The sequence below is a fragment of the Kribbella qitaiheensis genome (assembly GCF_014217565.1).
Lineage (GTDB): Bacteria > Actinomycetota > Actinomycetes > Propionibacteriales > Kribbellaceae > Kribbella > Kribbella qitaiheensis_A.
The window spans coordinates 2,922,170-2,933,931 of the sequence record NZ_CP043661.1 but is presented as its reverse complement, the minus strand read 5'-3'; the positions used below and the strand labels follow the sequence as shown (position 1 = coordinate 2,933,931).

10 protein-coding genes, 1 tRNA gene and 2 pseudogenes are annotated in these 11,762 nt (G+C 67.2%); 9 read left to right on the top strand and 4 right to left on the bottom strand.

Features of this window, described 5'->3' with window-relative positions; translation table 11 throughout:
- Nucleotides 1-66: 66 nt before the first annotated feature.
- A complete protein-coding gene (locus F1D05_RS13460; protein ID WP_185448021.1) occupies nt 67-534 on the bottom strand; it encodes a DUF1203 domain-containing protein in 468 nt (155 codons plus the stop codon).
- 89 nt (nt 535-623) lie between these two features.
- Between F1D05_RS13460 and F1D05_RS13455 the strand changes: the two genes are divergently transcribed.
- Nucleotides 624-3,152 carry a penicillin acylase family protein gene (locus F1D05_RS13455; RefSeq protein ID WP_185448020.1) on the top strand — a complete coding sequence of 843 codons (2,529 nt, stop codon included), beginning with the start codon at nt 624-626 and terminating at the stop codon, nt 3,150-3,152.
- Here the strand turns inward: F1D05_RS13455 and F1D05_RS13450 are convergent.
- The gene (locus F1D05_RS13450) at nt 3,133-3,717 is read right to left on the bottom strand and encodes a 5-formyltetrahydrofolate cyclo-ligase (RefSeq protein ID WP_185448019.1); all 585 of its coding nucleotides are present in this window, start codon (nt 3,715-3,717) and stop codon (nt 3,133-3,135) included. The genes F1D05_RS13455 and F1D05_RS13450 overlap by 20 nt on opposite strands.
- Before the next feature lie 58 nt (nt 3,718-3,775).
- Here F1D05_RS13450 and F1D05_RS13445 point away from each other — a divergent pair, with 58 nt between their 5' ends.
- The 8 genes and pseudogenes from F1D05_RS13445 (at nt 3,776) to F1D05_RS13410 (ending at nt 9,657) form a co-directional block, all read left to right on the top strand.
- Nucleotides 3,776-5,164, top strand: coding sequence for a UTP--glucose-1-phosphate uridylyltransferase (locus tag F1D05_RS13445; protein WP_185448018.1), 1,389 nt, complete (start codon nt 3,776-3,778; stop codon nt 5,162-5,164).
- Nucleotides 5,157-5,621 (top strand): GNAT family N-acetyltransferase, encoded by a 465-nt coding sequence (locus F1D05_RS13440; protein ID WP_185448017.1) that lies wholly within the window; start codon nt 5,157-5,159, stop codon nt 5,619-5,621. Before F1D05_RS13445 ends, F1D05_RS13440 begins: the two co-directional genes overlap by 8 nt.
- Before the next feature lie 10 nt (nt 5,622-5,631).
- Complete coding sequence (gene glp, locus F1D05_RS13435) at nt 5,632-6,858, top strand: molybdotransferase-like divisome protein Glp (RefSeq protein ID WP_185448016.1); 1,227 nt, start codon at nt 5,632-5,634, stop codon at nt 6,856-6,858.
- Nucleotides 6,855-7,340: a cyclic pyranopterin monophosphate synthase MoaC gene (moaC, locus tag F1D05_RS13430; RefSeq protein ID WP_185448015.1), complete on the top strand. Its 486-nt coding sequence runs from the start codon at nt 6,855-6,857 to the stop codon at nt 7,338-7,340. The genes glp and moaC overlap by 4 nt, the downstream gene beginning before the upstream one ends.
- Nucleotides 7,337-7,825, top strand: a complete 489-nt coding sequence (locus tag F1D05_RS13425; RefSeq protein WP_185448014.1) for a MogA/MoaB family molybdenum cofactor biosynthesis protein — start codon at nt 7,337-7,339, stop codon at nt 7,823-7,825. Before moaC ends, F1D05_RS13425 begins: the two co-directional genes overlap by 4 nt.
- Nucleotides 7,825-8,442, top strand: a complete 618-nt coding sequence (locus F1D05_RS13420) for a GNAT family N-acetyltransferase (protein ID WP_185448013.1) — start codon at nt 7,825-7,827, stop codon at nt 8,440-8,442. Before F1D05_RS13425 ends, F1D05_RS13420 begins: the two co-directional genes overlap by 1 nt.
- 98 nt (nt 8,443-8,540) lie before the next feature.
- Nucleotides 8,541-9,251: pseudogene (gene sepX, locus F1D05_RS42970) on the top strand (divisome protein SepX/GlpR); the annotation flags it as partial.
- A gap of 333 nt (nt 9,252-9,584) precedes the next feature.
- A tRNA-Ala gene (locus tag F1D05_RS13410) sits at nt 9,585-9,657 on the top strand.
- 115 nt (nt 9,658-9,772) lie between these two features.
- Here F1D05_RS13410 and F1D05_RS13405 read toward each other — a convergent pair.
- Nucleotides 9,773-10,315, bottom strand: coding sequence for a hypothetical protein (locus F1D05_RS13405; protein WP_185448011.1), 543 nt, complete (start codon nt 10,313-10,315; stop codon nt 9,773-9,775).
- Nucleotides 10,316-10,499: 184 nt separating this feature from the next.
- Nucleotides 10,500-11,699, bottom strand: a pseudogene (locus F1D05_RS13400) (IS3 family transposase).
- Between the last annotated feature and the right edge of the window lie 63 nt (nt 11,700-11,762).

The following is an 11,762-nucleotide window of genomic DNA, read 5'->3' as shown; positions in this document are numbered from 1 at the left end:
CGGTCCCACTGGCGGTTCGGTGCCGGCACTGTCCAGGTCTACGAGCTCTCTCCGCCCAGCAGCCCGTCACCCAACTGAACGGCGGACGGAGAAGTTCCAGCAGCCTGCGATCACGTTCCGGACGTGCACCAGCTCCACGGCCGGGTCGTCGAAGAGCCGCTTCAGCTCACCCTCACTGGTGCCAGGCTCGGCCAGTACTCCGTCCAGCATCAGCCCAGCGGCGTCGTACGGCCGCAAGACCGCTCGCCGGTCCAGGAAGTCCAAAGGGAAGCCAGAGAGGGCCGGACCCGAGCACTCGTCGACGTGGATGAACACCGGCCCGATCTCGGCGTACGGGCCACCCAGGGGCGACGGTTGGTAGGCGATCAGAGCGATCTGCTCGCCTTCGGTGGACATGCGAAGGCAGCATCTCAGCGGCGCTCCGGCGCCGGAGCTCTGTGCGATCAGCGAGTTGCCGTAGTCGTCATGGTCGTTGCAGCGGATCCGGTCCAGGGCGGGAGCCGGGACGGGCAGATATTCGAGGTCACCGTTCATGGGTATACAACGGCCACGGTCCTGTACTTGTGAGTACCCGGCCGAGCCGGCATTTGGGGTGCGCGGCGGCATTCTCTACGGTTGGGTCCGTGCGTCGCCTGCTTCGAGTCCTCGTCATCAGCGGTTCCCTGGTCGCCATCCTGCTGCTCGTGGTGGCCGGCACCGGGGTTTTCGTCGTCCGTCACTCCTTTCCCAGCTACGACGGGACGGTCGAGCTGACCGGCCTGGACGCGGATGTCGAGGTGGTCCGCGACGCCAACGGCATCCCGCAGATCTACGCCGACAAGCCGGGCGACCTGTTCGCCGCCCAGGGCTATGTGGCCGCCCAGGACCGCTTCTTCGAGATGGACTTCCGCCGCCACGTCACCTCCGGGCGGCTGGCAGAGCTGTTCGGCAAGGACGCGCTGGAGACCGACAAGTTCATCCGGACGCTGGGCTGGCGCAAGGTCGCCGAGAAGGAGCTGGGGCTGCTCACCCCGGCCACCCGGCAGTACCTGGACGACTACGCCCGCGGCGTGAACGCGTACCTGGACCAGCACTCCGGCTCCGGCCTCAGCCTCGAGTACGCCGTACTGTCGCTGAAGGGCGCCGAGTACCACCCCGAGCCGTGGACGGCCGCCGACTCGCTCGCCTGGCTGAAGGCGATGGCCTGGGACCTCGGCGGCAACATGGCGGACGAGATCGACCGGACCAAGCTCGCGGCGACGCAGCCGGCCCGCAACGTCAACAGCCTGTACCCGGGCTACCCGTACGACCGCAATGAGCCGATCATCGCCGGCGCTTCCGTGGACGAGGAGGGCAAGTTCAGCGCCGCACCGGTCGAGAACGAGGCCCGCCGGCCGATGCTGACCAAGGACTTCCTGAAGTCGCTCGACACCGTCGAGAAGGTGGCCAACGGGCTGCCGCAGCTGATCGGCCGCGGCGACGGGATCGGCTCCAACTCCTGGGTGGTCTCCGGCGAGCACACCACCTCCGGTAAGCCGTTGCTGGCCAACGACCCGCACCTGGGCGCGACGATGCCGGGCATCTGGACCCAGGTCGGGCTGCACTGCAACAAGTTCGGCCCGCAGTGCCCGTTCGACGTCTCCGGCTTCAGCTTCTCCGGCCTGCCCGGCGTGATCATCGGTCACAACAGCGCGATCTCCTGGGGTTTCACCAACCTCGATCCCGACGTGATGGACCTGTACCTCGAGCGGCTGGACGGCAACAACGCGCTGTACGGCGGCAAGCTCGAGCCGCTGAAGGTCCGGACCGAGAGCTTCAAGGTCGCCGGTCAGGACGAGGAGGAGAAGATCATCGTCCGGGAGTCCCGGCACGGCCCGATCATCTCTGATGTCGGCGACGACGAGCAGGAGACCGGTGAACTCGCCGCGAAGGGCAAGAGCCCGGTCCCGTACGCCGTGGCGCTGCGCTGGACGGCCCTGACGCCGGGACGGACCGCGGACGCGATCTTCGCGATCGACCGGGCCCAGAACTGGACCGCCTTCCGGACCGCGGCCAGCCAGTTCGAGGTCCCCTCGCAGAACCTGGTGTACGCCGATCGCGAGGGCCACATCGGCTACCAGGCGCCGGGCAAGGTGCCGATCCGCAAGGCGGGGACCGGCGATTGGCCGGTGCCGGGCTGGGACCCGAAGTACGAATGGAACGGGACCATCCCGTTCGAGGCGATGCCGACCGAGTTCGATCCCGACGACGGGATCATCGTCACCGCGAACCAGGCGGTCGTGCCGAAGTCGTACAAGTACCACCTCACCGACGACTGGGACTACGGCTACCGGTCGCAGCAGATCCTCGACCGGATCCACGCGGTCGACAAGCTGGACGTCAACTCGATGGCGTCGATCCAGCTGGACACCAAGAACCGCAACGCCGAGATGCTGGTGCCGTACCTGCTCCAGATCGGCATCAACGACGACTTCGACAAACAAGGCCAGGACACCCTACGCGGCTGGGACTTCACCCAGCCGGCCGACTCGGCGCCGGCGGCCTACTTCAACATCGTCTGGCGGAACCTCCTCTCGCTCACCTTCCACGACCAGTTGCCGGAGTCGGCCTGGCCGGACGGCGGATCGCGCTGGTTCGAGGTGATGCGCAACCTGACCGTCCAGCCGAACAGCGGCTGGTGGGACAAGGCGGGGACGCCGCAGCGGGAGACCCGCGACGACATCCTCCGCGAGGCGCTGGTCGACGCCCGGTCCGAGATCACCACGAAGATGGCCCGCGAGCCCTCGAGCTGGCAGTGGGGCAAGCTGCACAAGCTGACCCTGACGAACCAGACGCTGGGCAAGTCCGGCATCGGCGTGGTCGAGAAGCTGTTCAACCGCGGTCCGTACGAGCTGGGCGGCGGCTCGTCCACCGTCGACGCGACCGGCTGGGACGCCTCCGAGGGCTACACCGTCACCGCCACGCCGTCGATGCGGATGGTCGTCGACCTGTCGGACTTCGACAAGTCCCGTTGGATCAACCTGACCGGCATCTCCGGGCACGCGTTCTCGTCCAACTACACCGACCAGACCGACCTGTGGGTCAAGGGCGAGACGCTGCCCTGGGCCTTCACCAAGGGCGCGGTCGAGGCGAAACGCGAACACACCCTGACGATCACCAAGCCGGAGCGCTAGTGTCCCGGTCCGATTCGGGTCGGCCGAGGGTGACGAGCTGAGTGGGCGTGAGAGCTGCGTGCACCGGCTGGTCGTGCGGATCGGCCGGGAGCTGGTCGAGGATCTCCGTGTCGTAGACGGCGGCCCAGATCGGCGTACCGGGGGAGACGCGGGCGAGAGCGCGGTCGTACGAACCGCCGCCGCGGCCGAGCCGTACGCCGTGGCGATCGACCGCGAGAGCCGGACAGATCACCAGGTCGGCCGTGCCGATGGCCGCGGGACCGAGGTCGACACGTGGCTCCGAAAGACCGAGCCGACCGGGCACCAGGTCGGCCGCACCGGGTGCGATGCCCCAGCCGAGGTCGTTGTCGGCGTACAGGATCGGTAGGAGCACCTCACGATCGGAGGCCAGCAGCCAGTCGATCAGGGCGCCGGTCTGTGGCTCGGAGCCCATCGAGACGTACAGCGCGATCCGCTGTCGCGCGCCGAGATGCTCCCGCGCGGACTCCAGCAACCCCTTTCCGGCAGCCGAGGCGTTCCGGGCGGCGAGCAACGCGTGGCGTGCGGCCGTCTTGGTAGCGAACACACACCGATCGTACGGATCGGAACCCCTGTCTCACGCGACTTCCCCTAGGGTTGTCGCTATGAGTGAGGCGGGGCTTGCGCAGGCACAGGAGAAGATGCGCGCGGCCGGTGCGGCCGAGGTGGCGATCAAGGTCTTCTCGCACTACTACGGGCTGCTCGAATCGGGCCAGCAGGGCACGATCCGGGAGTCCGAGATCGAGCCGGTGGGTGATCTTCCTCACCTCGAGCATCTCGACACCGACGCCGAGGCGATGCGCGCCGCGCTGGCCGAGACGGTGGTGATCAAGCTCAACGGCGGCCTCGGCACGTCGATGGGCGTCACCGGGCCGAAGTCGGCGTTGCCGGTCAAGGACGGGCTGAGCTTCCTCGACATCATCGCCCGGCAGATCCTGAGCACGCGCAAGGAGTACGACGTACCGCTGCCGCTGGTGCTGATGAACTCCTTCCGCACCAAGGACGAGTCGCTCGCGGCCCTGAGCGAGTACGCCGACCTGCCGGTGGACGGGTTGCCGCTGGACTTCCTGCAGAACATGGAGCCCAAGCTGCTGGCCGACGACCTGACGCCGGCCGAGTGGGACGCGGATCCCGAACTGGCCTGGTGCCCGCCGGGACATGGTGACCTCTTCACCGCGCTCGTCGCATCCGGCACCCTCGACGCGCTGCGCGAGCAGGGCTTCCGGCACGCGTTCATCTCCAACGCCGACAACCTCGGTGCCACCCCGGACGGCCGGATCGCCGCCTGGATGGCCGAGCACGACGTGCCGTTCGGGATGGAGGTCTGCCGCCGGACCAGGTCGGACCGCAAGGGCGGCCACGTCGCGGTGCGCAAGTCCGACGGCAGGCTGGTCCTGCGCGACAGCGCCCAGGTGCACCCGGACGACACCGCCTCGTTCCAGGACACCAAACTGCACAAGACCTTCAACACGAACAACCTGTGGATCGACCTGGACCGGCTGGCCGAGCTGATGGCCGGCCACGACGGCATCCTCGGCCTGCCGATCATCGTGAACCGCAAGAACGTCGACCCGGCCGACCCCTCCTCGCCGAAGGTGATCCAGCTGGAGACCGGGATGGGAACGGCGATCGAGACCTTCGAGGGTTCGCAGGCCGTGATCGTCGACCGGAGCCGGTTCAAGCCGGTGAAGACCACGAACGACCTGCTGGTACTGCGCTCCGACGTGTACGAGCTCGACAAGGCCGGCGACCTGACCACCACGCACGAGGGCGACGAGCCGTATGTCGACCTCGACCCGGAGTACTTCCGGATCCTGGCCGACTTCGAGTCCCGGTTCCCGGCCGGGCCGCCGTCGCTGGTCCGGGCCGACCGGCTCGAGGTCCGCGGTGATGTTGCCTTCGGCAAGGATGTCGTCGTGATCGGTGACGTCGAGGTCGAGGCCGCGGCGGGGGAGCGGCGAGAGATCGCTGATGGGACCGAGCTGCGTGGATGAGCTGCTGATCCGGCCGATGGAGCCGCCCGACACCGACGAGGCCGCCGACGTCTGGTGGGCGTCGCGGCACGCCGAGGGCTCGCCGTTGCCGCCGACGATCCGGCCGATCGCGGAGGTGCGGAAGTGGTTCGCGGAGATCCTGCTGCCGGACGCGCAGACCTGGATCGCATCGGACGACGGCCGCATCGTCGCCGTGCTGACCCTCGACGGGGACGACCTCGATCAGCTGTACGTCGTACCGGAGGCCACCGGGCAAGGGGTCGGCTCCACCCTGGTGGAACTGGCGAAGGACCTCCGGCCGGGTGGGTTGGCGCTCTGGACGTTCCAGAGCAACCTCCGGGCCCAGGCGTTCTACCGGCAGCACGGCTTCACCGAAGTACGGCGTACGGACGGCCAGGAGAACGAGGAGAAGGTCCCCGACGTACGCATGGTCTGGGGCGCCCACCCCGAAAGATAGAGTTCCGTGGGTGAGACGCACGGTTGACGAGCATTTGGAAGTTGTTCTCGGCAGGGTGAAGCCGCTGCCGCCGTTCGAGCAGCCGTTGATGGAGGCGCTCGGGCTGGTGCTCTGCGAGGACGTCGTCTCGCCGGTGAGCCTGCCGGGCTTCGACAACTCGGCGATGGACGGGTACGCCGTCCAGGCCGCCGACCTCGCCGAGGCCGCGCCGGACAACCCGATCGGGCTGCCCGTGGTCGGCGAGATCGCCGCCGGGCGGAGCGAGCCGATCGTGGTGACCCGCGGAACCTGCGTGCGGATCATGACCGGCGCGCCGATGCCGCGCGGCGCCGACAGCGTCGTACCGGTCGAGTGGACCGATGGCGGCGCCGCTACGGTGCGGATCACCCAGCAACCGCGGCTCGGGGGATCGGTACGCCGCGCCGGTGAGGACCTGAGGGCCGGCGACAAGGTGATGGACGCCGACACCGTGCTCGGGCCGCGGCAGATCGCAGTACTGGCTGCTGTCGGACGCGCGCGGGTCTCCGTTCGTCCGAGGCCCCGGGTGGTCGTCGTCTCGACCGGTGCGGAGCTCCGCGAGCCAGGGACGCGACTCGGTGACGGGCAGATCTACGACTCCAACAGCTACACGCTCGCGGCGGCGGCTCGTGCGTCCGGCGCGATCGTCTACCGGGTCGGCATCGTCGACGACGACCCGAAGAAGATCATGGACACACTGTCGGACCAGCTTGTCCGTGCGGACCTGGTGATCACCTCGGGCGGGGTGAGCAAAGGCGTGTACGACGTGGTGAAAGAGGTGCTGACCAAGCTCGGCACGATCGACTTCCCCGAGGTGGCGATGCAGCCCGGCAAGCCGCAGGGGTTCGGCGTGATGGGTGAGGACGAGGTGCCGATCTTCACGCTCCCGGGCAACCCGGTCTCGGCGTACGTGTCGTTCGAGGTGTTCGTCCGGCCCGCGCTGCGCAGAATGATGGGCGCGATGCCTTACCGCCGTACGCCGGTGCGGGGGATCGTGATGGACGGGTTCGCCTCGCCGTCCGGGCGGCGCCAGTTCGTCCGGGCCGCGGCCACCTCCGGCGACGAGGGGTGGATGGCCAGTACAGTCGGCGGGCACGGCTCACACCTGCTCGGCGGGTTGAGCCGGTCGAACGCGCTGATCGTGGTGCCCGAGGACGTCACCGCCGTCCGGGCCGGCGATCAGGCCGAGCTGTGGCTGCTGGACGAGGAGACCGGATGACCGAGGACGCTGGGCGGGGGCTGACACACGTCGACGCGACCGGTGCCGCACGGATGGTGGATGTGTCGGCCAAGGAGGCCGGCGCCCGCCGAGCCGTTGCCTCGGGCAAGGTTCTGGTGAGCGCCGAGGTCGTCGCCGCGCTGCGCGGTGAGGGCGTGCCGAAGGGTGACGCGCTGGCCGTCGCGCGGATCGCCGGGATCATGGGTGCCAAGCAGACACCTTCGCTGATCCCGCTCTGCCACCCGATCGCCATCACCGGGGTGAAGGTCGATCTCTCCGTGGCGGACGAGGCGGTGCTGATCGTCGCGACCGTGAAGACAGCCGATCGGACCGGCGTCGAGATGGAGGCGCTGACCGCCGTCGCGGTCGCTGGGCTCGCGGTGATCGACATGGTGAAGGCGCTCGATCCGGCCGCCGTGATCACCGACGTACGGGTTGAATCCAAAGAAGGCGGCAAGACCGGCCACTGGGTCCGCCCGTGAGAGCGCTCGTGATCAGCGTGTCCAACCGCGCTGCGGCCGGAATTTACACAGACACAACCGGCCCGCTGATTTTCGATGCGCTGGCTTCTTGGGGCTTCGAGGTCGACGGCCCGCAGGTCGTGCCGGATGGTGCACCTGTCGGCGAGGCGCTGGTCGCGGCCGTCGCATCGGCGTACGACGTCGTTGTGACTACCGGTGGAACCGGGATCTCGCCCACGGACGAGACACCTGAGCGGACCGCGGCAGTGTTGGAGAAGGACATCCCTGGGATCGCCGAAGCCATTCGTGCGTACGGCGTATCGAAGGGCATCCCGACCGCGTCGCTGTCGCGCGGGCTCGCCGGGGTGGCTGGGAAGACGATCATCGTGAACCTGCCCGGTTCGCGCGGCGGTGTGAAGGACGGGTTGGTCGTCCTCGAACCGCTCCTCAAGCACGCGGTCGACCAGGTCCGGGGCGGGGATCACCCACGGACGGACGAGGTCTGATGGCAGCGGTGCACTGGCCGGTCGAACTCCAGCACGGCCCGGTCCAGCTCCGGCCGCTCAAGGCCGGCGACGGCCCCGAGTGGAGCGCGGCACGGCAGCGCAACCTCAGCTGGCTTCGCCCGTGGGATGCGACCCAGCCGCCGGGTGCCGACGACGGAGCACGGACCTTCCGCTCGATGGCTCGCGACTGGAACCGGCAGGCGCGGTACGGGCGGATGCTGCCTTTCGTCATCACGTACGGCGGGGCGGCGGGCCCTGGTGCGCGTGCGAAGTGGCCGCTCGTGGGGCAGTTGACGGTCTCGGGAATCACCTATGGCTCAGCCCGGTGGGCGAACCTCGGCTACTGGGTCGACGAGCAGTACGCCGGACGCGGCATCGTCCCGGTGGCGGTCGCGCTCGCCGCGGACCATTGCTGGTTCACCCTCGGCCTGCATCGGATCGAGGTCGCGATTCGCCCGGAGAACAAGGCGAGTCTGCGGGTGGTGGAGAAACTCGGCTTCCGCCACGAAGGCGAACGGCCGAGGTTCCTGCACATCGACGGAGAGTGGCGCGACCATCGCATCTTCGCGCTGAACGCCGAGGAAGTCGGACCGGGCCTGGTTGCACGACTGACCTGATCACACTGCGTGCTTATTCACACCAGTCACACGAGTCTTCTTGCGACACACCGGCGCACGTACCGGAACTGGCCCTCCGCTGGTCTTAGCGTCGTCGCATGGGGACGACAGGGCTGATCTATGTGGCGATCGTCGCCGCGTGGGCTGCCTACCTTGTCCCGATGCTGCTGAAGCGCAACGACGAGGCGAGTACGCGCCGCACGGCGCCTTCGTCGTCGGACGCGCGCGTGCTGGCGCGGAACAACGATGTGCAGTCGCAGACGAAGTACGTCGTACGACCTGCTGGTTCCTCTGGTGCTACTGGTCCTGCGGGCTCGGCGGGTGCCTCGGGCGGCGGCTCGGGTTCGCATGCTGAGCCGGTCTCGACGGATTCGTCGCCGCCGGCGCGTTATGTCCCGAACCGAGCCCGCCGGGTGGCCGCTATGCGCCGCCGGCGGGTGCTGTCGATCCTGACCCTTTCGCTCCTGTCGGTCACTGCGCTGGCCGGCTTGGGGATCCTGCTGTGGTGGACCGTCGCTTTTCCGGCGACGCTCATCGTCGGCTTCGTCGTACTGACGCGTGTGCAGCTTCGCCGTCAGGCTCGCGAGCGGGCGGCCGTCGTGGCCGAGCGCCGGGCTGCCGCGGAAGCTCACCACGACTGCGGGCCGGCGACCGCGCCTTCGCCCGACCACGAGATGACCGTCGAGGTGAAGCTCCCTGTCGCGGAGCCCGAGCCAGTGGTCGTCCCGAAGCCGGTCCCTGCTGCCGAGGGCCTGTGGGATCCGGTCCCGGTGACGCTGCCGACGTACGTGATGAAGGAGAAGGCACCCGACCGCACGGTTCGCACGATCAGCCTGTCGGGTCCCGAGGTCTTCTCCTCAGCCCGTACCGTGGACCCCGAGCCGGAAGCGGCCCCCCGTCGTACCGGAGCCCGCCGCCCCCATCGAAGAAGAACCAGAAATCCGCCGAGCGGTAGGCGACTGACCTCGCCCAACATCCCGGCCCCCTACATCCGCGAGCCGACCTCCCATCCCGGGCGGTCGGCTCGCGGCTTTCCTCTGCCCGCCCCCCTTCCAGCCGGGCGGCACACGCCTCCTCGGTTTCAGCCCGAGAGCCTCTCCGTGTTAGAGTTTCGCGGTCGCAAGGCACCACTGCGGCAGCCTGGGGCTTTGGCGCAGTTGGTAGCGCGCTTCGTTCGCAACGAAGAGGTCAGGGGTTCGAATCCCCTAAGCTCCACCCAGGCGGTTCTTATTAGAACAACCGGCGAGATCATCGCCGGGCAGTAGGACCCGCAGACGATGGTCCGACACAGATTGGCCGTTCCCGGCGACGGGGGCGGCCATGTCGGCGTCTAGGGCGGTTTCAGGGTCGAGACGGCGACGGGTCGTCCAGGGTGGTTTGGCCGGTATGGACGGCGTGCAGGGCCCGCAAACGGTTGACGCAGTTCGTGCCCGGTGACATCGTCTTCGTCAAGGTAAAGCCGGTGGAAGATGGCTTGGTTGAGGAGCCGCTTCTGGTCGTCGTCGCAGCGGCGGTAGAGCGCTTGGGGATCCTCGAGCAGTGTCAGGCTGAGTTCGATCAGGCGGGCGTCGTCGGTGAAGTCTTCAGCTTCCTCGCCGAGACGTTCGGAGAGATGGTGGCGCTGGCGTTCGATTCCGCGGAGCCTCTCCTTGATCTTGGCTTGGGGAAGGGAGCCATCGGCGGCCAGATCAAGCAGGTTGTTTTCCTTCACGTCGAGGGCCTGGACCTCGCTTTGAAGCTGCTGCTTGAGCAGTCGAGCCGACCGCTGGTGGTTAGACAGAGCGGCGGCCACATGAGTGCGGGTCTGCTCGATGAATTGCCGGCTGAATCGCACCGCGCCATAGATGCGCTCCACAGCATCCTCGATCTGCATCGGGCCTTACCCCCGGTTCGTGGACACGGGTGGTGGATTATGCCGCTGATGGGAGCGTAGCGGGGTAGAGGGTTTCGTAGGTGTTCGGGGAGTGGTAGCGGCACCAGGAGTGTCGCCTGCGGGTGTTGTAGCGGGTGACCCATGAGGTGCCACGCGCTTTCCGGACAGCTTTTTGATGGCTGATTCAGGCGGCGGATTGTGTTTCCAGGTAGTCGTCGTGGGCTTGCTGTGGGGTCCGGTAGCCGAGCCCTGAGTGACGGCGTTTAGTATTGTAGCGCAATTCGATGTAGCGGGCGATATCGCGGCGTGCATGGTCGCGGGTCGGGTACTCGGTTCGGTGGGTACGCTCGTTCTTGAGAGCGCCGAAGAACGATTCGGCCATCGCATTGTCGTAACAGATACCGGTCCGCCCGACTGATTGGCGAAGATTATTGTTCTTCAAAGTCGCGGCGAACTGGGCGGAAGTGTAGTTGCTGCCCCGGTCGGAGTGAAAGATTGCGCCGTCGACAAGATCGTGATTCCGCACCGCCATGTCGATCGCGGCTTCGATCAGCGGGGTTTTGTAATTGTCGTCCATGGCCCACCCGATCACAGCTTTGGTGTGGCAATCGAGCACGGTCGCCAGATAAAGCCACCCTTCCCAGGTCGAGACATAGGTAATGTCTCCGACCATCTTGTGCCCCGGAGCATCAGCGGTGAAGTCCCGATCTACCAGATCCGGGATCGGGCCGGCCCTGGCCATCCTGCTCGGTCAGACAGTGCCGCCACGGCCGCGGCTGGCACGGCTCCAAACCCAACTCACGCATGAGCTTGCGCACCAACTCCAGCCCACAGGTCACACCCCAGGCCACCAGGTCGGCATGCACCCGCCGGTACCCGTAGGTCTCGTCGGACTCTTCGAACGACTTGACGATGATCAGCTTGAGTTCGCCTTGGCGGCGCGCAGTCGCCGACATCGGACGGCTCCGCCAATCATTGAAACTGGACCGTTTCACCTCGAGCCACCGGCACATCTTCACAATCGACGGCGCATTTCCGTTCTCTCGGGTCAACCTGTTGGCATACTCCGCATCGATGAACTCGAACTTTTCGCTCAACGATGATCCTTGGCAAAGTATGCTGCGGCTTTTTTTAGGAACTCGTTTTCCATCCGGAGTTCTCGCGTCTCCCGCTCCAGCTCGCGGAGCCGCGCACGCTCGTCCATGCTCAATGCCGGTTCCTCGCCGGCATGGTCTCGCTTAAAGGCGCTCACCCAGTTACTGAGGGTTCCCGGGTTGATGCCGAGCTCTCTCGCGACCTGAGTGACAGAACGTGAAGTCTCAATCACCGACTTCACAGCTTCCTCCCGATACTCAGGAGTGAAATTCTTCTTCGGACGCGGCAACATCTTCCCTTTCCGGACAGCTCAATCTTAGTTGAGCCGCTGTCCGGAAGGTTCGTGGCACCT

Excerpts from the sequence above, each read along its gene's own strand:
- F1D05_RS13460 (WP_185448021.1), bottom strand. The coding sequence starts at position 534 with ATGAACGGTGACCTCGAATATCTGCCCGTCCCGGCTCCCGCCCTGGAC.
- F1D05_RS13445 (WP_185448018.1), top strand. The coding sequence starts at position 3,776 with ATGAGTGAGGCGGGGCTTGCGCAGGCACAGGAGAAGATGCGCGCGGCC.
- moaC (WP_185448015.1), top strand. The coding sequence starts at position 6,855 with ATGACCGAGGACGCTGGGCGGGGGCTGACACACGTCGACGCGACCGGT.
- F1D05_RS13420 (WP_185448013.1), top strand. The coding sequence starts at position 7,825 with ATGGCAGCGGTGCACTGGCCGGTCGAACTCCAGCACGGCCCGGTCCAG.
- F1D05_RS13405 (WP_185448011.1), bottom strand. The coding sequence starts at position 10,315 with ATGCAGATCGAGGATGCTGTGGAGCGCATCTATGGCGCGGTGCGATTC.